Here is a 19,556-nt window from a genome sequence, read left to right on the forward strand (position 1 = left end):
GATTTAGCTCCTGATTGCCCAGAATTGCATCTCCAGCCCCGGGAAGCTGCCCGCCACGTGGAAGGCAAATCCACTGGCGTTGTCCAGCATCTGCCAGGCCTGGCTTTGATCGTCCAATCGGAAATACACAAAACCGGCGTGGTAGGGCAACTGACGCGGGGCCACCGGAAGTGCCGACAGTGGGATACCCGGCAGCTGGAGGCTGATGAGATCCCGAATCTTCTCCACAGAGGCCACCTTGCACTGTTGAACAAACTGTTTGCGCAGGTCGTCCAGTGGCATATCGGCTTTGACCGCCAGAATGAACTCGGCGTCGTTCATCAACTGGCCATCCTGAACCGGTGCGACGGTGAGTCCATACTGGCGCTGCTGCAGGGCAATCGACAGCGCCCGGGGTTCCAGGACCGTGCTCAACGCCTGCCGCAGAATCTGCATCAGCGGGCTGAAACAGCCTTCCGGCAGATCGTGATCGTAAGGGGTGAATTCCCTCGGCAAACGGCTTTCATCGGTAAAGGTGACCAGCTCGCCACACAGCTCCAGAAGCGCTTCGTACAGACGCTCCGGGTGCAGCTGACGCAGCCGTGCCAGGTGCATGAAACGCGGATGCGCCCGGTTCAGCATTTGCAGCAGCATGAAATCCGAGACATCGGCGACACCACCCTGCCCGGGCGCGCCCACCCGTTCGGCAATGTTACGGGCCCGTTCCTGCATCAAACCCGCCATCTCACCGACAAAGCGCTGAAGCCTTGGCGCCGAGCGCACGCTGAGCATGGTCGGCAGGAAGTTCGGGTCCATTACCAGGCTGCCATCGGGGCGCTTTTCCAGAATCCGGCCAATGGCCAGTGCTGCATAGGCACTGCGGTCTTCCCGCTCCAGCATCAGGCGCGGAGCCACCCGCCCCACATCGATAGTGTGAGCATCGCCGTCAATGGAATGCAGATCCCGCACTTCCACCGGCTGCGCCTGGAACCGGCCGGCCACGGGTGCTTCCGGCCATTCGACTTCGGCCAGGCTATCGCTGCCCAGAGGTAAAGCCAGATAGACCACCTGGTTGGCCACCGAGGCATCGGTGATCTCCAGCGGCTCCGGCATCACATCGTCCTGGGGCAGGTTGAACCGGGTTCCGTCCGGAAACAGTCCAGAGGCCCGCACCAGTCCGACCCGACCAAAGCTCAGGTATTCGGCATTGAGCTCCAGATCACTGAACCCGAACAGATAGTCCGAGACGGCCAGAGCCCGTTCGTTGATCTGGTGTTCCAGATAGCGTTGCTGTTGCTGGAAGTGCTGAGGTTTGATGAACAACCCATCACTCCAGACCACTCGATTCGTGACTGCCATTAGCTTTCATCCGACCGTCTGAGTTGCACTTCACGTTCGCGCAGGTTCACCAGCAGGTGATACCGTCCGCCAATCGGGTCGACCTTCACCACTTTTTTCCACTGGGACAGGTTCGGGTAGGCGTAGAAGGCGATCACGGCGATGTAGCGGGTGTCGGTGCTGACCTCAAAGGGCTCGACAAATTTGAACTGGCCGGGCACGAGGCTGTAATCGCTATGGTCCACGTAGTTCTGGCCCAGAGAGTCCTCCAGGTCGTTCAACAGCTGGTCGAAATCGCCCGCCATCAGCAGCGAGCTGTCCCGCAGTTCAATCACCTGAAACGCAATGGGGGTGGGCGCCAGGGATTCGTTCGGGTTCACGTTCGGTTCCGCCAGCATGGTCAGATCCACCCGGCTGGGCAGATCTTCCGGGTAGCCAACAGGAATATCAGGATCCCAGAGCACCTTGGCGGTCTTGGTCACCGCGTTGTAAGGGGTGCTACACCCCGCGAGAATCAAAGCAACAACCAGCAAGCTCCATTTGCAGTACTTCACAACAGTTTCTCCCTCTGTAATTGGCGCAAGTGTTGGTCATAAGCCTGGTCGAACACTTCCTGGAACAGGCGTTCAAAACCCTGCTGACGACTGGATTTCAGTTCACGGTAATAGTGTTGGTACATATCCCAGGCCCAGCGGCCCTCGTCTTCGTTGTCCTGCAAACCACGGCGATAGCCGTGAAACCGGCGCAACAAGGCTTCCGGTGAGAAGGCGTGCAGAATGGCTTCCAGCGCCTCGCGAATGGCTTCCCGGGTGGCCTGCTGGTGGTGATTCAGGCTTTCCAGACTCTCACGGACAGCGGCGGGGGCCGACAGATGCACCGGGCTGCGCTGGGCGGCAAACAGGGTCTGAATGGTGTCCGGATAGTCGTTGGCCAGCCGCAGCGGGTTGTCCTCGATGGGCTGCAAGCGGGTGCGCAGCGCCTGGTGACGGCTGTCTTCGCCCTGATGCAGCGCCAGCAATCCTTCCACCGTTGCCTTCAGGGTCTGGCCGGCTTCCTCCAGAAACAGCCGCATTTCGTCGCTGTCGGCAAAATCAATATCCGCATCCAGCCCCCGGAGCAGTGGTGCACCACTGATGTGCTGGCGGCTGACCTCCCGCATGTTTCGTGTCGTTTCGGACATTCCCTGTCGTTCCTTATGCTCGCGTTGTGGGGTGACCGGCAGACCCATGGCCACATCCCGGTTCTCCCGGTACTCATCGCTAACCTCAGCCGAACGGGCAAACCAGGCTTGGTCGCTGGCCAGCAGCTCGGGAGCCTCCTCGTCCGGGCGCGCCGGTTTTTGCTGCCAGGGCGCCAGCGGATCACAGCTGACCGGATCGCCGGCTGCCGGCTGCAAACCCTCCAGAGGCTCGCGACCTTCAGGCCGGCTCTGTTCGTTGGCGGCATGCCGTAAACCATTCTCGGGCGCATCCACCAGACCATGATCTTCGCGTGCGTCGTGTTCGGTTTCACCGACAGCCGCCGGGACGCCGGAGAGTTCGGCCCGTATCTGGTAGCGGCCTATGGTCACGGTGTCGCCGTGGCTCAGTCGGGCACGACGGCCCCGTCCCACAGGCTGACTGCTGCTGTTGATGTAGGTCCGGCCACTGCGATCAATCAGGCAGAAGCCACCGTCCAGGTAACGCACCTCGGCATGGCCGGCGACAGCGCCGGTACGGTGAGGCGAAAGCTGCCAGCTATCGCTGGCCGCGGTGCCGATGGAACCGCCACGGGTTCCGAAGCTATGTTCAATGCTGGCGCCACCACCGGTTTCCGTCGGGTTGGTGATCACTAATGTCAGTTCTGCTGCTTGTTGTGCCACGTCTCCGGCTCCCTGCCCTAACGTCTGATCTGTATCCGCACCGCCGGACGCTCACGGGCCCGATCCGGTGTTACGAAGGAATTCCAGCCCAGGCGAACATCCTCGCCCAGTTGCATGGGGCGAATATCCTTGGGCCGCATTTGCAGCTCCAGGTCATAGGCCAGCTGCTCCCGGGTAGCGAACTCCACCAGTTTGACCAGGCGCTGGTGATCCCGGCCATTGGGCAGAAAATCCGCAAACCGCTGCCGAGTCAGATTGCGCAGCCGGAGAATGAACTTGCCGCTGCGATCCCGGATGCGCGAACCCACCAGCGTGTCTTCGCCCAGGGTGGCGTTGGCCCTGCCCAGCGAGGTTTGCTGATCCCGGGCGATGTCCACTTTGCGCAGTACCCACTGTTCGATGCTGACGTCGTCCAGGTCAAAGCAGTGGCCGATGATACCGCTGACCACTTCCGGTGACCGGCTCCGGCCCGCCATCAAGCCGGCATAGGCCAGCATCTTGGACCAGTTCACCGGTGTCGCTTCCCGCAGCCGACTGTCGCCCAAACCGGTCAGGGCAAACACCAGTTCCGAAAAACCGTCGCTGGCCCCGGGCTGGAATCGGATGTAGTACCGGTATTTGCGCCAGGCCCGATGGAACAGGGTCACCAGCCGGTGATTAAAGAAATCGAGAAAATGCCGACGAACACCGAGATTCTGCCCCGCTTCCCAGGCTAGATCTTCCAGGTAATAACCGGGCAGTGGCGACTGGGAGCCGTGAAGCCCCAGAAAGCTGACTTCCATCTGATAGGGGGCGTGCTCATGCTCCGGCGACAGCGCCGACACCACATCGCTGCCAGGAAACCCCAGGCCGGCCGAGGCCGAGAATCGGATGCGTTCCTGGCGGGGCTCATCGTGACCGCCACGCTCCAGGTCGTCTCCATGGTGCCGGTGAATCAGATCCACCAGCTGAAAAAAACTGTATCGCCGCGCGTTGCCGAGAACGGGTTCCAGCCCGGCTACATCAGCGGCTGCTGACCTTGCTGTAACGTCCATGTGTACCGTTCCTGATTGTCTGTATTCACCACTTCCAGTTGGTGAAACGCATTGATACTCGCGTAAAGCGCAAAAAACTGGCTCAACACCGTGCCGAACAGGTAGAGGTCACCTTCACTGGCAAACCCATGCTGATCCAGCTGCAGCTCTGAGCGGATACCGCGCACCGGCAGCCCGCGAATCATGCGGTCAACCGGCTTGGTGGTGATGCCCGTGATACCCGCCAGCCGCTTCTGGGACACCCGCTCAGCCTGTCGGTCGACGAGGGCCCGGAAGTCATACACTCGCAGCACGGTGCGCAGGGCATCCACATCCAGCATCGACAGGTAGTTCAATGACAGGTTGGAGATCAGCGTCCACAACAGGCTGCCATCCAGGGTCGGCCGCAGGGTCGCCGTCGGGCGCGTGATATTGCTGAACGCGGCAAAGGCCGGTGTGCTCTCGGTGGCCATGCACACTTCCCCGACCGCCAGTTGTTGTGGCAACTGGCGATTGGTGCAGGTGAGCGTGAGCGAGACCGCTTCCTGACGATTCAGACATTCGGTTTCATCACCGCGAACAAAGGAAATGTAGTGATCAAAACCATCACCACGCACGCTCTCCCGGGTACGTACCCGGTAGTACAGGGCGGTACGGCCGCGATCTCGCTCCACTTCATGCTGGAAACTCTCGAACGCCGTGTAGATGCGCGGCTCGCCTCTACCGGAACGACCTTCCAGCCAGCCCTCAACCTGCTCGATACTGAACACCTCGTAGTGTTCCGGGCAGCGGCTGGAGGGTGAAATACGGTATTCAGTCTGGCGACCGTTCAGGTCTACCGGCTCGCCTTCGTGGCTGAACAGATTAACCGCTGGAGTGCAGTACAACTGCATGGAGTCGCGGGTTACCCGGGTGTCCGGGGGCAGAATCCGGCTGAAGTGGAAACGCAGACTGATCTCATCAGCCTGCACCGCTGGCAACCGGGATTTCAGGCCGGTGATATCAACAAACCGGAAGGCCTCCGGGAAACTCAGGTACTCCTGGATAATCCGGTAGCCGGCATAAGCATTCTTGGGGTAAGGCAGGATCGCCTCATCTGCCGCAAAGCCAACCGGCTGCAACAGGGATGAAGGCAGGCTGACCACACGGTCGCCCACCACCAGTTCCATACGGCTGAGGTAATGGTTCAGCCACAGATACAGAGTCTCTGCCGTGTGGTTGTCGCCGCCCAGGTAAAAGCGCAGATTTTCCAGGCCAATGCCATTCAGTGGCTGGTCCGTATGCAGCGCCAGGTCTACGGTCACGGAGGAAACTTCCCGTGAGTGCTCGGCATTAGCCTCGGCCACACTGATCGGAAAAATATCCACCGACCGGCAGGTGCGGAACCGGCATTGGGTCTGGCGGCTGGCGTCGCCCAAGGGGCGGCTCTTGATCTCGGTATGACGATCAACAACCTGACGTTCACTGATGGCATGCAGCTGTGGATCAAAGCGCATGATGGTGCAGCTGGGCACTGGCCGCAGATAATTGGGCCAGAGCATGTTCAGCAGCGAATGAGTCAGCTCCGGAAACTCGTCCTCAACTTTTTCCCGCAGTTTGCCGGTCAGGAAGGCGAAGCCTTCCAGCAGCCGTTCTACGTCCGGGTCGGTGCTCTGTTCGGATAGAAAGCGGGTGAGCTGCGGGTGGGCTTCGGCAAATTCCCTGCCTTGCAACCGCAGAAAGCTCAACTCATCCCTGTAGAACCTGTTTAACTTCATGTTTACTGCACCTTGACTGCTCGGTCTGGCTCCGAGCCAGGATGTGGGTAGTCTTTCCAAAAGACGCTTCTAGCCCGTCCATGAGACGCTTGGGCTCCGCCATCCATGGCTCCGCACACTTTTGGAAAGACTACCCACACCCTGACTCTCATACCTGCCTTCAAAAACTTCGGCCGCATTCCACTCAGGTTTGCCGGAGGGGATGGGGACACTTTTCTGGCGGGAAAAAAGATGTCTGAGCAAAGCGAGTTATTTTTTCCCAGAAGAAAAGTGTCCCCATCTCCTCCAGCCACCAAGTCTAAACAACCCGGTAGTACCGCTTATCATCCAAAACCAGGTCTATCGTCGTCCGATCATCGCTTCCTGCAACGTTCAGGTAGACCGTCACCTGGAACTTCAACTGCAACGGGTCCGGGCCCGGTGGCATAGCCACCACATCCACCCGCTTAACCCGCGGCTCAAACTTCTCAATGCACTGACGGATGGCCCCGCGAATCTGGATGCTCAGGTCATGAGTGCCCAGCGTGGCGTCGTTGAAATCCAGCAAGCCAAGATCCGGTGCGCTGCTGCTGTTGCCCGGGTGGGCGTTCAGCAGTCGCACCAGGTGGCGCTTGATGGATTCCACCACATGAGTGAACTCCCCCATGCTCTGGCCCGCAGGAGCGGCAGCCTGTTCAAGCCGTTCAAACAGGCTGCCGGTGTTGCGAACGCCGTCAGTGCCGGTGCCGCCGAACACGGATTAATCCTTGTCCAGTCGGCCAACCAGCGAGAGTTCAAAGTTGGCGCCCATGTATTTGAAGTGCGGACGCACTGCCAGGGAGACCTGGTACCAGCCCGGATCGCCTTCTACATCGGAGACTTCCACTTTCGCGGCACGCAAGGGGCGGCGACTGCGGACGTCTGCAGGCGGGTTTTCCTGGTCGGCCACGTACTGGCGAATCCAGGTGTTCAGTTCCCGCTCCAGATCCTGACGCTCTTTCCAGGAGCCGATCTGCTCTCGCTGCAGCACCTTGATGTAGTGGGCCAGGCGGTTCACGATCATCATGTACGGCAACTGGGTACCCAACTTGTAGTTGGTTTCCGCTTCTTTGCCTTCCTTGGTGTTCGGGAACTGCTTGGGCTTCTGCACCGAGTTGGCGGAGAAGAACGCGGCGTTATCGCTGCCTTTACGCATGGTCAGGGCGATGAAACCTTCTTCCGCCAGCTCGTATTCGCGACGGTCGGTAATCAGTACCTCAGTCGGAATCTTGGCTTCCAGCTGACCGAAGGACTCGAAGGTGTGCACCGGCAGATCTTCCACCGCACCGCCACTCTGTGGACCAATGATGTTCGGGCACCAACGGTACTTGGCAAAGCTCTCGGTCAGGCGTGTGGCCAGCAGGTAGGAGGTATTGCCCCACAGGTAATGCTCGTGGTCACCGGAGACATCTTCCTTGTAGTTGAAGCTGCGCACCGGGTTTTCAGTCGGATCGTAAGGCACCCGCAGCAGGAAGCGCGGTGCGGTCAGGCCCAGGTAACGGGCATCCTCAGATTCCCGCAGGGAACGCCACTTGGCGTATTTCGGCCCTTCGAAAACGGCGCTCAGCTCTTTGATAGCCGGCAGTTCCTGGTAGCTGTCGACGCCGAAGAACGACGGTGCAACCGAGGACAGGAACGGCGCGTGGGACATGGCGCCAACCGACGACACGTACTGCAGCAGCTTCATGTCCGGCGTTGATGGGCTGAAGGCGTAGTTGCCGACAATCGCGCCCACCGGCTCACCACCGAACTGACCATACTCGGCGGCATAAATGTGCTTGTAGAAGCCGGTCTGGGTCACGTCCGGAGCAAATTCGAAATCTTCCAGCAGTTCGGTCTTGGTGGCATGGAGGATATCCACCTTGATGTTCTCGCGGAAATCGGTGCGATCCACCATCAGTTTCAGGCCACGCCAAGACGATTCCAGTTCCTGCAGCTTGGGCGCGTGCAGAATCTCATCCATCTGGGCGCTGATTTTGCGATCCAGCTCGACCACCATCTGGTCGACCAGCGCCTTGTTGACCGGCTGGCCTTTTTCATCGCTCTTCAGCAGGTTGGCAATAAACGTGGCCACCCCTTTACGGGCAACATCGTAGCCTTCATCGGCCGGCGCCATACGGCTGTTGGCCATGACCTGGTCAAGCAGAGAGCCTTCTGCTACGGATTCGGAGGCAGCAGATTGCTGCACAGCAGTATCAGACATACCACATCCCTTCAGTACGTGATTGATAATCGGTGTAGGTTACCGGGTTCCGGTGTTGCGATTACTCGCCGCCGTCGGTGGCCAGCTCAAGTTCAGCCAACAGCTTTTCCCGGGCGTCGTCGTTGTCCAGCAGCTCCTGCAGCTTGGAACGGAACGAAGGCACGTTGCCCAACGGGCCCTTGAGGGCAACCAGGGCTTCACGCAGCTCAATCAGCTTCTTGAGCTCAGGGACCTGGCGGGCAATGCTGTCCGGAGAAAAGTCTTCGAGCCCCTGGAATTCGAGATTCACGGGGAGGTCGTCGGCACCGTCTTCGAGCTTGTTGGAAACACTGGTGGAAAGCGTCAGACCCGCTTCCTTCATGACAGAACGGAAGTTGTTCTTGTCGACGGAAATGGCCTTACGGTCTTCAATGGGGGTTTCTTCAGCGTGACCCTTGAAATCACCAACCACGAACATCTTCAGTGGTAGTTCGGTTTCGGCCTGCTGATCGCCTGTGGCGGGGACATACTTGATATTGATGCGCTCTTTCGGCGCAACGGAACCGTCTTTGGCAGACATGGCGTGCTCCCTGTGCAAGTCATTTGCAATTGTATCGATCCTTGGTGTCTGCCCTCCTGGCAGACAACGCGTAAAACTGTACACAGGTCACCCAGGGTTCTCAAGCAAAAATTGGCCAGCGATGGCTCAAAATGTGTGCTTGGGCAAACTTTTGCCAGATTGCCAGGGCGACCGGAAAACCGCTATTTCGGTCAATGACGCCAACCAGCCCCGTCGCTATACTGCCGGCATACTTGAATGGAAAAAAACCACCAACACCACGGAGACACAACATGAGTGACCTGAAAGCGAAATTCGAAGAAGCGGTAAACTACATCCAGACCGCGGAAGGCGACTTCAAACCTTCCAACGAGTTGAAACTGGAATTCTATGCCCTTTACAAGCAGGCCACCGAAGGCGATGTCAGCGGCAAGCGTCCGGGCATGATGGATTTTGTTGGCCGGGCCAAGTACGACGCCTGGGAGAAACTCAAGGGCATGTCCAGCGATGACGCCATGCAGCAGTACATCGACAAACTCGAATCCCTGAAGTAACGCCCCTGCCCCGCCGCCACTCCGGCCGCGGGGCACCGCACCCGCCAAAATTTTGCGCCGTTCAAACGTTTGTCATATGATGCGCGCAACATAACAAAAACAAGCTTTTGAACGAGTAAACACCATGGACATTACCGAGGCTCTGGAGCAATCGCGCCCAGGCATGATTGGCCAGGTACAGGCCGCCATCCGCAAACGCGAACTGAATCAACGCGCCGAGCAAACCTATCTGCACTGGATCAGCCGGTTTGTGCTGTTTCATGATCTTAAGGATCCGGACAACCTGGCCGAAGAGGATCAGAAACTGTTCCTGACCTATCTGAGTGAAAAGATCCGGGTATCCCGGGCCCGACTGAATCAGGCCAGTCAGGCTCTGAGCTTTTTCTACGAAGATGTGCTCGGCAGGCCCACTGCTGCTGCAGATTCAGCCGCTGCCTGAGCCCGGGCAGCAGGGCCGATGATTAACGGCCAGTGAGATTGGTATTCAGGGTATCGTAGGTGCGGTTCTCGGGTGGCCGGATCACGTAATTGTTGCCGTGGCTCTGGCCCGGTATCACTTTGGGATTACTGAAACGGATCTCGACGGGAATCTCGGAACGGCCCAGATCGGTTCGCGGGTCTCTCGGCTGCAGGGCCAGCGGGTCCAGATAGAAATCATCATCCGTTGCCTGCTGCACCGGTACCCCGGCCGCCGGCGCTGCCAGCCCACCCTCAATCACAGTATTGGCCAGCTCCTCTTCCGCGACTGAGCGAAACGGAATGGTGTCGATAGTGGAGCGCTCTTCGTACTCAAACGCGGCGTCATCGTCACTCTGGGCGTAGGCAGGCAAGACCGTCAGCAGCATCAACGGCAACGCCAGCAACGCTGCCCCGGCTCGTTTTTCCTCTGTCTGTTTCCTGACGTTCATGGCGTTCATCCCAACCCTAGCCGATCATCCATTTGCCCTGACGGGTGACAATATTTGATCAGTCTATCGCCAAAAATGACGCTTTGCCCAGGCAAAAGCCAGTTTTGTGACAGCACTCACTTGTCGTTCGAGGCCATTTGGTAGCGGATATCGGTAATCACCACCTGCTTCCAGCCCTCAGGGGTTCTCACCGATACCTCGTCATCCAGATGCTTGCCAATGAGCGCGCGGGCCAGCGGAGAATTGATACTGAGATAGCCTTTTTCGAGATCGAATTCATCGGCACCCACGATTCGATACTCCTGCTCACTGCCGTCCTCATCCTCGATGGTCACCCAGGCACCAAAGAATACCCGGCTCCGGTCCTCTGGCAGGCGATCCACCACCGAGACCTCATCCAGCCGCTTGCTGAGGAAGCGTACGCGACGGTCGATTTCCCGAAGCTGCTTTTTGCCATAGATGTACTCGGCGTTCTCGGACCGGTCCCCCAGGGCAGCTGCTTCACGTACTGCCTGGGTAACCTCTGGTCGCTTCACTTTCCATAGGAATTGCAGCTCATCCCGGAGCGCCTGTTCACCTTCGGGGGTGATATAGCGCGGCCGGTTGTTGCCTGAAGGCGTCTGGTTGGCCATGGGTGTCCTGGTTCAAGAAGCAATGCATTTCGGAAGGGCAAAAAAAACCCCGTGAATCACGGGGTATAAGGCTAGCGCTGTGCTGGAGGGGGAAGCAAGCAGATCATCCGCCCGCTTCCGCATCTACACCCTCTATTCTGCACATTGACCATTACCTGCCTGTGGCCATGCGATTACCTTTTGGCAAGGCATCCGTTCCGCAATCTAGGTTGAACACTCTAGCGCCAAGGATTAGCGTGGCCGACAATGACACTTGATCTTTTCTGCATGGAGATATGCTAATGGATACCAAGAAACTGATGAATCTGGCACTTGAAGGGGTGGATAGCCTGGGTTTCCGGCTGGACCAACTGGGCATCACCAGCCGCGTCAATCGCCACAATATTGCGGCCTTTCTGATGGCCGAACAGAAGCACCTGGAAGGCGAATGGGACAGTATTCAGGCCAAGGTGGATCGTCGTCGCTCGCAGTTTGATCATATCAGCCAGCAGGTCGAGTCGCGGGCCGACGCGGTACTTGGCCCTGTCCTGAGCCGTATCAACCGCTTTCGCGCCAGCCAGTAATCTCAGGCCGTGCCGGGTTCTGCGGAGGAGCGACCCTCCTCCGTTGAACCACCATTCTCAGACTGTGTGGCCTTGATCCGCTTTTTTACGGCGGTGTACGCTGGCATACGGACCGTCACGGTCAGGCCCGGCATGTCTTCACCAGGATGGGTATCACTCAGCAGAATCTGGCCCTGATGAATCTCCGCCACCGCCGACACCAGGCTGAGACCCAGACCATTGCCCGGTAACGAGCGGCTCTTGCCAACCCGGTAGAAGCGCTGGAAAACCTGGTCTTTCTCATCATCCGGAATACCGATACCGGAATCCTGAACCTCAAACACCGCTCCGCCGCCGTCCCGGCGAACGACCACCTTGATGGCACCATGCTCCGGCGTGTATTTGATGGCGTTGTCGATCAGGTTACTGATCATCTGGAACAGGAGATCCCGGTCTCCCTCAATCCGGACATTTTGCTCAAGTTCCTGAGAGAAACTCTGATCCTTGTCCTCGGAAAGGGCCTCGTAGAGTTCACAGGCATCGCTGACCAGTTCATCCAGCGCCACCACTTTCATGTCGGCCGAGTTGCCCCGGGTCTCCAGCCGGGCGATGCGCAGCAAGGCATTGAAGGTGGCCAGCAGCTGGTCAGCCTCCGCCACAGCCTGCCCGACATGCTCGCGCGCCTCGTCATTGTCGACCGTAATCAGCGTGTTTTCGAGCTGGTTACGCAGTCGCGTCAGTGGAGTGCGAAGATCATGGGCGATGCTGTCGGAAACATGGCGTATGCCTTCCATCAGATACACGATCCGGTCCAGCATCTGGTTCAGGTTTTCGGCCAGTTGATCAAAATCGTCGTCGGTCCCACGGGTCGGAATCCGGAGGGACAGGTGCCCATTCATGATCCGGCGAGAGGTGTTGTTGATCACTTCAATGCGGCGAGTGGTGCTTCGGCTCATCAGGAAGCCACCCAGGAGCGCCAGGGCAAGGGTGATTCCCATACCCCAGTTGATGGCAGTTTCAATCACCCGCTTGAGGTTGGTGAGGTCATCCACATCGCGCCCCACCAGCAAGCGCAAACCACCCTGGACCTCAAAGATCCGGGCCCGGGCCAGGCGCTCGGGGCCCTGCCAGCCAACGGAGGGATTCAGGGTAAAATTGATCCAGCCGCTGTCAGACGAGCGGCTGCCCTCTGGCCAGGTTTCAATATTCCCAGCCAGTTTCAGAAAGTCGTCTGTGGTCAACAGGTAAATGGACTTGGCATTCGGATCCCTGGCCACCCGTTCCCGGATGATGGTGATCAGACCATTTACACCACGACTGCGATACTGCTCCGCCAGGCCGGCGATTTCCGCTTCAATGGTCTCGTCGGTCTGGGCAGTCATGAACCCGGCTGTACGCCAGTAGATAAATGCCAACAGCAGAAACACCGAGGTGGCAAACACCACCATATACAGCAGGGCAAGCTGGAAAGACGATGTTCTGAGCTGACTAAGCAGTTTCACGTAACATGTATCCCGCCCCCCGCACTGTCTGCAGCAGGGGTGTATCGAATTCCTTGTCGATCTTGGCGCGCAGACGGCTGATATGCACGTCGATCACGTTGGTCTGGGGGTCAAAGTGATAATCCCACACTTTCTCCAGCAGCATGGTACGGGTAACCACCTGCCCGGCATTACGCATCAGGTATTCCAGCAGCCTGAACTCCCGGGGCTGGACATCAATATTCTGGCCGGCTCGTTTTACGGTGCGAGCCAGCAGGTCCATCTCCAGATCCGCCACTTTCAGTACGGTCTCGGTCTCGGCCGCCTGACGGTTACGCCGGATCAGTGACTCGATGCGCGCCAACAGCTCGGTGAAAGAAAACGGCTTGGTCAGGTAGTCATCGCCACCGCCACGCAGCCCTTCGACACGGTCATCGACATCGCCCAGAGCACTGAGAATCAGCACCGGCGTCTGGTTGCCCGTGGCCCGTACCGTCTTGATAATGGAAAGGCCATCCATACCCGGCAACATCCGGTCGACAATCATGATGTCGTATTCTTCACTGGCCGCCATCATCATGCCTTCCTTGCCGTCGGCCGCATGATCCACCACGAAGTCGGATTCCCTCAGTCCCTTTAGCAGATAATTTGCTACATCCCGATCGTCTTCGATTACCAGCGCTTTCACCGGTGCTCCTCCTGATAGCGGAAAACATTAACAACAAGGGTACGAAGAACTCCGGGAACCGGCCAGTTACGATCTTGTAAGAGGGTGTCGCCTATGGCGACGGTCAGTTTGCCTAAGAAAACCAGCCCAGAGACGGCTCTGTCGCCCCGGTAGGCCTGTACTCTGCGCTCACCCAGCCGCCATAACCCAGTCTGTCTATCGCCGAGAAAACATTCGAAAAGTTAATCTCCCCGGTTCCCGGCTGATGCCGGCCAGGGTTGTCGGCGAACTGAATGTGGCCAATCCAGGGCAACAGGCATTCGATGCCACGAATCAGATCCCCTTCCATGATCTGCATGTGATAGAGATCGTACTGCAGGCGCACGTTGTCTGCCTCCAGCGCCTCAATCAGCGCCATCACCTTGCCACTGGTATCGAGCATGAAGCCCGGCATATCCACCCGCGAATTGATGGCTTCCAGGCACAGGGTCAAACCTGCTTCGGCTAAGCGGTCGGCTGCGTACTGCACATTCGCCACCAGGGTCTGCCAGGCCTCTTCCTCGGCAACGGATTCGGGCTTCAAACCTGCCAGACAGTTCAGGTGCTTGCAGCCCAGCATCCGGGCGTAGTGAATGCCCTGCTCGACACCGGCGCGAAACTCCTCAATGCGATCCGGCAGACAGGCAATGCCTCGCTCCCCTGCTGCCCAGTCGCCGGGCGGCAGGTTGAACAGTACCTGTTCCAGCCCGTTGCTCTGAAGCCGCTCCGCCAGTTGTTCTGCCGACCACTCATAGGGAAACAGATACTCCACACCATGAAACCCGGCACTTCGGGCCCGGGCGAAACGTTCCAGAAACGGCACTTCGGTAAACAGCATGCTCAGGTTGGCAGCAAAACGGGGCATGGCAGATTTCTCCGGTTAATTCAGTGCTTGGGGCCTCGGCCCAGGGAACCCATCAAGGAGCCGTTCAGATGCTCCAACTCCAGCAACAGGCCGCTGTGATCGACATCGCTGTGGCCATTGGCGACCAGGGCAAGGTATTCATTATGCACCTGCTGGGCCAGCGGCAGGGTCAGATTTTCCGAGCGGGCCTCATCCAGAATCATACGCATATCCTTGAGCTGGATGCGGGCCGGAGCGCCCGGCGCGAAGTCCCGGTCAATCATCCGCTGGCCATGCAGTTCCAGAATCCGGCTGCCGGCAAACCCGCCCATCAGCGCTTCCCGCACGGCGGCCGGATCCGCGCCACCCTTGGCGGCCAGCAACAACGCCTCCGACACCGCACCAATGGTGATACCCACAATCGCCTGATTGGCCAGCTTCGCCAACTGACCGGCCCCCACCGGCCCGATGCGGGTGCATTTGCCCAGCGCGCTGAACACCGGCAAAGCCCGCTCGATATCGGCTTCAGAACCGCCCGCCATGATACTCAGCCGGGCCTCGGCCGCACCCACCGTGCCACCGGACACCGGTGCATCCACGTAACCCACCCCCTGCTCTGCGGCCAGCTCGGCATGCTGTCGCGCCAGCGAAGGCTGCACCGAACTCATATCAATCACCAGCGCACCCACCTTCACCGCAGCCAGAGCGCCCTGATTTACCAGCACATCGTCCACCACCTGGCCATTTTCCAGCATGGTGATCACGATATCGGCCTCCGCCACCGCCTCGGCGGGCGTCCCGGCGATCGTCGCTTCGCTGGCAAAGGGCTCGCATTTGCTGGTGGTGCGATTCCAGAGCGTCATGGAAAAACCGGCGTCCAGCAGGTTACGGGTCATCGGAGTGCCCATCAGGCCGATGCCGAGAAAAGAAATTCGAAGGTTCATATGAGTCATATTTGTTCTTCCTACACGCACGAGGAATGACGAAGCGCTTGGGAGGGCCTTTCCAAAAATTTGCGGAGCCACGGATGGCGGAGCAGAAGCGCCACAGGGATGTGCCGCAAGGAGCGTTTTTTGGAAAGGCCCTCCCAAGCGCTTCCGCCCCCAAGGCTCAGATAAATATAAGTAGGCGGATTATACAAACAAAAACGCCACCAACCGCGAACGGTGGTGGCGTTTTCAGCTTCCGGGCTGCAATAAAGCCTCAGGCGACCTCGGCCATCTGCACCCGGATCTTCTTCATGGCGTTTTTCTCAAGCTGGCGGATCCGCTCAGCGGACACCCCGTACTTGTCGGCCAGCTCATGCAGCGTCGACTTGCTCTCCGACAACCAGCGTTCACGCAGAATATCCTGACTGCGCTCGTCCAACTGCTCCAGCGCCTGCATCAGCCGGCCATTGGAGTCCTCAGACCAGTCAGCGTTTTCCAGCTGAACCGCCGGATCGCTACGGCGATCTTCCAAGTAGTAAGCCGGCGCCTGGTAGGCGTTGTCTTCGTCATCATCCATCGGGCCGTCAAAAGCGGTGTCCTGGGAAGCCAGGCGACCTTCCATTTCCCGCACCACGTGGGGCTCGACACCCAGATCATTGGCGACCGCTTTCAGCTCATCGTGATTCAGCCATGCCAGCTTCTTCTTCTGGCTGCGCAGATTGAAGAACAGCTTGCGCTGGGCCTTGGTGGTAGCCACTTTCACAATGCGCCAGTTACGCAGAATGAATTCGTGAATCTCCGCCTTGATCCAGTGCACGGCAAACGACACCAGACGCACGCCATACTCAGGATTAAACCGCTTGACGGCCTTCATCAGGCCAACGTTGCCTTCCTGGATCAGGTCGGCCTGGGCCAGGCCGTAGCCGGAATAGCTGCGAGCAATGTGAATCACAAAGCGCAGGTGCGACAGCACCAACTGACGCGCGGCCTCAACATCGCCATGGTAGTGCAGCCGTTCTGCCAGTTCCCGCTCTTCATCAACGGAGAGAACAGGAATGCGACTCGCCGCCTGGATATACGACTCGAGATTCGCACCCGGAACCAGTCTGTCAACCAGCTGTAAACTCGTACCCATGCATTAACCTCCGAACCTGACAGCCTTTAAATATAGCAACTCAATATGAGACCGCCAAGAACTCAATTAGTTCCCGAACTCCCCAGTAAAACGTTAAAAATCATACATCTGGAAAGATCGCCTTTGCTTCTCTATAAACCAAACTACGTCAGAAAAGGCTCTTTTTTCAATACGGTTTTCCCGCGATCCGGATCAGCCTCCAGCAATATCGCCCGGCTCTATGTCATCCAGATGACGCCTCACCGCAACCCAGGCGCCCAGCCAGCCTAACAGCATCGCTACGATTATCAATGCCAGCGCGCCATCGAATCCCGGTCCCTGCAAGGTAAACTCACTGCGATACAGCCCGGCAAGACGCTCGATCGGGCCGCTTAACCACCAGAGCGACACCTGAATCAGTAACCACGCCACCAGGCCACCCCCGAGCCCGAACCAGGCGCCGGTGTAAAGAAACGGGCGACGAACGAAAGCATCGGTTCCGCCCACCAGTTTTGCCACGAGGATTTCATCCCGCCGGTTCTCGATGGCCAGACGTACCGTGTTACCAATCACCAGGATAACCGCAGCCCCCAGCAACAAAGCCAGCGCCCAGACGGCGCGGGCAAGGATGTCGGTCATTGCGTTCAGGCGTTGCAGCCAGCCCAGGTCGACCTGGACCTGATCGATACCGTTCATATTCTCGACAAACGTCACCAGTGCCTGAACGCCCTCTGCCGAGCGAGCGCTGTCTTCGGGTGTAATCAGCAGCGTATGCGGCAAAGGATTCTCTTCCAGGAAATCCAGCGCCTCGTCCAGCCCGGAACTGGCTCGAAAGTCGGCCAGGGCCTGATCACGCTCGACCAGCTGAACCGATACCACTCGCCCATCGCTTTCAATGTCCGCGGCCATACCCCGGGCTTCCTCCGCCGGCAGTTCCATCGCCAGATAGGCGGTAATCCTGGCCGTGCTCTCCCAGCCTGCACTCACACCCTGCAGGCTGGTCAACAGCAACAGCAGGGCAACCGGCAAGGCCAGAGCTACCCCCATCACTGTCCAGGTCATGGCGCTGGCTACCGGGGTTTTCCACATTCTCTGGATAGAATCCCGGGCTACTTTCCGGTGGTGGCCCAGATAACTCCGGGCCTGATCACTCAACAGTGATCGCGAACGGTTAGCGCCCCGGCGATTATCCGGCTTCTGGCGAGAGTCAGTGGCCACTCACACCTCCGCCAGCAACCAGCTGGCCCTGATTCAGAGTCAGCGTACGTCGATTCATTTCATTAATCAGAGCAATATCGTGGGTTGCCACAAGCACCGTTACCCCAACCTGACTGAACTGGGTAAACAACCGCATGATGTCTGCAGACAATTCGGGATCCAGGTTACCGGTCGGCTCGTCCGCCAGCAGTACGGGTGGTTTGTTTACCACCGCACGGGCAATACCGACCCGCTGCTGCTCACCCCCCGATAACTGCATGGGGTTCATCTTTTCCTTTTTCAGCAAACCAACCTTGTCCAGTGCCGCCCGCACGCGCCGGCCGGTATCTTCCGGCGAGGCCCCCATCACCTCCAATGGCATGGCCACGTTGTCGAACACCGTGCGGTCAAACAACAGCTGGTGATTCTGGAACACCACACCGATATGACGCCGGATGTAAGGAATCTGTCGGCGGGGCAGGCTATTCAGTTTCTGGCCACCCACGATCACCTCACCCGCTGTCGGGCGCTCCATCACCATGATCAGTTTCAGAAGGGTACTCTTGCCCGCGCCGGAATGCCCGGTCAGAAACGCCAGCTCACCACGGTCCAGGTGAAAGTTCACAGCCCTGAGTGCGGTGTGATCACTGTCGTAGCGTTTGGTTACCTGGCGGAACTCGATCATCGGGGCAGCTACTCCGTCTTTACGGCGTCAGTCTTCGAACAACGCATCCACAAAAGTTTCGGCATCGAAGCTGCGCAGGTCTTCGGCCTGTTCTCCCACCCCGATATAGCGGATTGGCAACTGCAGCTGACGGGCGATCGCAAACACAATACCGCCTTTGGCCGTGCCGTCCAGTTTCGTGAGCGTAATGCCGGAGACACCCACTGCCTGCTGGAATACCTGGGCCTGGCTCAGGGCATTCTGACCGGTGCCGGCATCCAGCACCAACATCACCTCATGAGGCGCAGATTCATCCAGCTTCTTCATCACCCGAACGACCTTGGACAACTCGTTCATCAGGTTGTCCTTGTTCTGCAGGCGACCGGCGGTGTCTGCAATCACCACATCCACACCCCGGGATTGAGCAGACTGGATGGCGTCGAAAATTACCGATGCACTGTCTGCGCCGGTATGCTGGGCCACCACCGGAACGTTGTTGCGCTCGCCCCAGACCTGCAATTGCTCAACCGCCGCCGCCCGGAAGGTGTCACCAGCGGCCAGCATGACCGACTTACCCTCGCTCTGGAATTTCTTGGTGAGCTTGCCGATGGTAGTGGTTTTGCCGACACCGTTCACGCCAACCATCAGGATAACGTATGGCTGTTTACCAGCATCGATCTCCAGCGGCCGGGTCACGTCCTTGAGAAGGCCATGCAACTCATCCCGTAGCGCCTTGCGCAGGGCTTCGCCATCTTTCAGCTGATTGCGTTCGAGTTTCTCGGTCAGGGCGTCGATGATCTCAGAGGTGGCGGTCACACCCACATCGGCCATCAGCAACGTGGTTTCGATTTCTTCCAGCAGATCTTCGTCAATCTTCTTGCCCACCGAGAACAGGTCGGCCAGACCACCGGTCAGGCTGGCCCGGGTTTTCCCCAGACCCTGCTTGATGCGTTCGAAGACACTGACTCGGGTTTCCGGTTCGCGCTCAACCTCAGGCTCCGCCGCCGGAACGGGTTCCGGCGCGGGAGCCGGCTCAACAGCCGGTTGAGCCGCTTCCGGCTCAGCGGCTTCTGCCGCGGGTTCAGGCGGCACTTCAGTTTCGGCCTCCGGTTCCGCTGGCACAGGAGCCGGCCCCCTGACCACCTCCGGCTTACGCTGAGGTACCGGCTTGGGCCGGGGCGCACGCTTGCGGTTGCCGGCGATATCCAGCACAAAAAACAGAACAAGAAGGGCCAACAGGCCGACTGAAATCCACTCTGCCGTCATAATCTATCCATC

Annotated in this window: 21 protein-coding genes; 3 read left to right on the forward strand and 18 right to left on the reverse strand. The window is 58.7% G+C overall.

The window, feature by feature from the left end:
* Positions 1–3 precede the first annotated feature (3 nt).
* From tssK to tssB, 8 genes are all read right to left on the reverse strand, one after another.
* The gene (tssK, locus tag Q674_RS29090) at positions 4–1,338 is read right to left on the reverse strand and encodes a type VI secretion system baseplate subunit TssK (RefSeq protein WP_014422964.1); all 1,335 of its coding nucleotides are present in this window, start codon (positions 1,336–1,338) and stop codon (positions 4–6) included.
* Positions 1,338–1,871, reverse strand: a complete 534-nt coding sequence (tssJ, locus tag Q674_RS29095) for a type VI secretion system lipoprotein TssJ (RefSeq protein WP_011787131.1) — start codon at positions 1,869–1,871, stop codon at positions 1,338–1,340. The genes tssK and tssJ overlap by 1 nt, the downstream gene beginning before the upstream one ends.
* Positions 1,868–3,178 carry a type VI secretion system-associated FHA domain protein TagH gene (gene tagH, locus Q674_RS29100; RefSeq protein WP_031210061.1) on the reverse strand — a complete coding sequence of 437 codons (1,311 nt, stop codon included), beginning with the start codon at positions 3,176–3,178 and terminating at the stop codon, positions 1,868–1,870. Before tagH ends, tssJ begins: the two co-directional genes overlap by 4 nt.
* Positions 3,179–3,195: 17 nt before the next feature.
* Positions 3,196–4,212 carry a type VI secretion system baseplate subunit TssG gene (tssG, locus tag Q674_RS29105; RefSeq protein ID WP_011787133.1) on the reverse strand — a complete coding sequence of 339 codons (1,017 nt, stop codon included), beginning with the start codon at positions 4,210–4,212 and terminating at the stop codon, positions 3,196–3,198.
* Positions 4,176–5,948, reverse strand: coding sequence for a type VI secretion system baseplate subunit TssF (gene tssF, locus Q674_RS29110; RefSeq protein WP_023008686.1), 1,773 nt, complete (start codon positions 5,946–5,948; stop codon positions 4,176–4,178). The genes tssG and tssF overlap by 37 nt, the downstream gene beginning before the upstream one ends.
* A gap of 298 nt (positions 5,949–6,246) precedes the next feature.
* Positions 6,247–6,684, reverse strand: a complete 438-nt coding sequence (gene tssE / locus Q674_RS29115; protein ID WP_011787135.1) for a type VI secretion system baseplate subunit TssE — start codon at positions 6,682–6,684, stop codon at positions 6,247–6,249.
* Positions 6,685–6,687: 3 nt separating this feature from the next.
* Positions 6,688–8,169, reverse strand: a complete 1,482-nt coding sequence (gene tssC / locus Q674_RS29120) for a type VI secretion system contractile sheath large subunit (protein WP_011787136.1) — start codon at positions 8,167–8,169, stop codon at positions 6,688–6,690.
* 61 nt (positions 8,170–8,230) lie between these two features.
* On the reverse strand, positions 8,231–8,728 hold the full coding sequence (gene tssB / locus Q674_RS29125) for a type VI secretion system contractile sheath small subunit (protein WP_011787137.1): 498 nt from the start codon (positions 8,726–8,728) through the stop codon (positions 8,231–8,233).
* 272 nt (positions 8,729–9,000) lie between these two features.
* Here tssB and Q674_RS29130 point away from each other — a divergent pair, with 272 nt between their 5' ends.
* Positions 9,001–9,261 carry an acyl-CoA-binding protein gene (locus Q674_RS29130; protein ID WP_011787138.1) on the forward strand — a complete coding sequence of 87 codons (261 nt, stop codon included), beginning with the start codon at positions 9,001–9,003 and terminating at the stop codon, positions 9,259–9,261.
* A 124-nt stretch (positions 9,262–9,385) separates the two neighbouring features.
* Positions 9,386–9,700: a site-specific integrase gene (locus Q674_RS29135; RefSeq protein WP_023008688.1), complete on the forward strand. Its 315-nt coding sequence runs from the start codon at positions 9,386–9,388 to the stop codon at positions 9,698–9,700.
* 22 nt (positions 9,701–9,722) lie between these two features.
* On the opposite strand, the gene Q674_RS29140 is transcribed toward Q674_RS29135, so the two are convergent.
* Together Q674_RS29140 and greB are read right to left on the reverse strand one after the other, a co-directional pair.
* Entirely contained in the window at positions 9,723–10,169 is a 447-nt protein-coding gene (locus Q674_RS29140) for a hypothetical protein (RefSeq protein WP_031210062.1), read from the reverse strand.
* A gap of 116 nt (positions 10,170–10,285) precedes the next feature.
* Positions 10,286–10,801, reverse strand: a complete 516-nt coding sequence (gene greB / locus Q674_RS29145) for a transcription elongation factor GreB (protein WP_014422972.1) — start codon at positions 10,799–10,801, stop codon at positions 10,286–10,288.
* Positions 10,802–11,082: 281 nt separating this feature from the next.
* On the opposite strand from greB, the gene Q674_RS29150 reads away from it, so the two are divergent.
* The gene (locus Q674_RS29150; RefSeq protein ID WP_011787142.1) at positions 11,083–11,364 is read left to right on the forward strand and encodes a hypothetical protein; all 282 of its coding nucleotides are present in this window, start codon (positions 11,083–11,085) and stop codon (positions 11,362–11,364) included.
* A 2-nt stretch (positions 11,365–11,366) separates the two neighbouring features.
* Here Q674_RS29150 and Q674_RS29155 read toward each other — a convergent pair whose 3' ends face one another.
* From Q674_RS29155 to ftsY, 8 genes are all read right to left on the reverse strand, one after another.
* Positions 11,367–12,845 carry a sensor histidine kinase gene (locus Q674_RS29155; protein WP_014422975.1) on the reverse strand — a complete coding sequence of 493 codons (1,479 nt, stop codon included), beginning with the start codon at positions 12,843–12,845 and terminating at the stop codon, positions 11,367–11,369.
* Positions 12,832–13,512, reverse strand: coding sequence for a response regulator transcription factor (locus tag Q674_RS29160; RefSeq protein WP_011787144.1), 681 nt, complete (start codon positions 13,510–13,512; stop codon positions 12,832–12,834). The genes Q674_RS29155 and Q674_RS29160 overlap by 14 nt, the downstream gene beginning before the upstream one ends.
* A 112-nt stretch (positions 13,513–13,624) precedes the next feature.
* Entirely contained in the window at positions 13,625–14,395 is a 771-nt protein-coding gene (hyi, locus tag Q674_RS29165) for a hydroxypyruvate isomerase (RefSeq protein WP_023008690.1), read from the reverse strand.
* A gap of 20 nt (positions 14,396–14,415) precedes the next feature.
* Entirely contained in the window at positions 14,416–15,327 is a 912-nt protein-coding gene (locus Q674_RS29170; RefSeq protein WP_023008691.1) for an NAD(P)-dependent oxidoreductase, read from the reverse strand.
* A gap of 250 nt (positions 15,328–15,577) precedes the next feature.
* Entirely contained in the window at positions 15,578–16,438 is an 861-nt protein-coding gene (gene rpoH / locus Q674_RS29175) for an RNA polymerase sigma factor RpoH (RefSeq protein WP_014422978.1), read from the reverse strand.
* 192 nt (positions 16,439–16,630) lie between these two features.
* Positions 16,631–17,635 carry a permease-like cell division protein FtsX gene (ftsX, locus tag Q674_RS29180; protein ID WP_023008692.1) on the reverse strand — a complete coding sequence of 335 codons (1,005 nt, stop codon included), beginning with the start codon at positions 17,633–17,635 and terminating at the stop codon, positions 16,631–16,633.
* The gene (ftsE, locus tag Q674_RS29185) at positions 17,625–18,299 is read right to left on the reverse strand and encodes a cell division ATP-binding protein FtsE (RefSeq protein ID WP_014422980.1); all 675 of its coding nucleotides are present in this window, start codon (positions 18,297–18,299) and stop codon (positions 17,625–17,627) included. The genes ftsX and ftsE overlap by 11 nt, the downstream gene beginning before the upstream one ends.
* A 27-nt stretch (positions 18,300–18,326) precedes the next feature.
* Positions 18,327–19,544: a signal recognition particle-docking protein FtsY gene (ftsY, locus tag Q674_RS29190; protein WP_014422981.1), complete on the reverse strand. Its 1,218-nt coding sequence runs from the start codon at positions 19,542–19,544 to the stop codon at positions 18,327–18,329.
* Positions 19,545–19,556: the final 12 nt, after the last annotated feature.

Source organism: Marinobacter sp. EVN1, from assembly GCF_000475375.1.
Lineage (GTDB): Bacteria > Pseudomonadota > Gammaproteobacteria > Pseudomonadales > Oleiphilaceae > Marinobacter > Marinobacter nauticus.

Coding starts and splice junctions, on each gene's coding strand:
- tssC (WP_011787136.1), bottom strand. CDS start 8,169: ATGTCTGATACTGCTGTGCAGCAATCTGCTGCCTCCGAATCCGTAGCA.
- Q674_RS29135 (WP_023008688.1), top strand. CDS start 9,386: ATGGACATTACCGAGGCTCTGGAGCAATCGCGCCCAGGCATGATTGGC.
- tssG (WP_011787133.1), bottom strand. CDS start 4,212: ATGGACGTTACAGCAAGGTCAGCAGCCGCTGATGTAGCCGGGCTGGAA.
- Q674_RS29150 (WP_011787142.1), top strand. CDS start 11,083: ATGGATACCAAGAAACTGATGAATCTGGCACTTGAAGGGGTGGATAGC.
- greB (WP_014422972.1), bottom strand. CDS start 10,801: ATGGCCAACCAGACGCCTTCAGGCAACAACCGGCCGCGCTATATCACC.
- tssB (WP_011787137.1), bottom strand. CDS start 8,728: ATGTCTGCCAAAGACGGTTCCGTTGCGCCGAAAGAGCGCATCAATATC.
- hyi (WP_023008690.1), bottom strand. CDS start 14,395: ATGCCCCGTTTTGCTGCCAACCTGAGCATGCTGTTTACCGAAGTGCCG.
- ftsE (WP_014422980.1), bottom strand. CDS start 18,299: ATGATCGAGTTCCGCCAGGTAACCAAACGCTACGACAGTGATCACACC.
- rpoH (WP_014422978.1), bottom strand. CDS start 16,438: ATGGGTACGAGTTTACAGCTGGTTGACAGACTGGTTCCGGGTGCGAAT.
- tssK (WP_014422964.1), bottom strand. CDS start 1,338: ATGGCAGTCACGAATCGAGTGGTCTGGAGTGATGGGTTGTTCATCAAA.
- Q674_RS29170 (WP_023008691.1), bottom strand. CDS start 15,327: ATGACTCATATGAACCTTCGAATTTCTTTTCTCGGCATCGGCCTGATG.
- ftsY (WP_014422981.1), bottom strand. CDS start 19,544: ATGACGGCAGAGTGGATTTCAGTCGGCCTGTTGGCCCTTCTTGTTCTG.
- tssF (WP_023008686.1), bottom strand. CDS start 5,948: ATGAAGTTAAACAGGTTCTACAGGGATGAGTTGAGCTTTCTGCGGTTG.
- Q674_RS29140 (WP_031210062.1), bottom strand. CDS start 10,169: ATGAACGTCAGGAAACAGACAGAGGAAAAACGAGCCGGGGCAGCGTTG.
- Q674_RS29130 (WP_011787138.1), top strand. CDS start 9,001: ATGAGTGACCTGAAAGCGAAATTCGAAGAAGCGGTAAACTACATCCAG.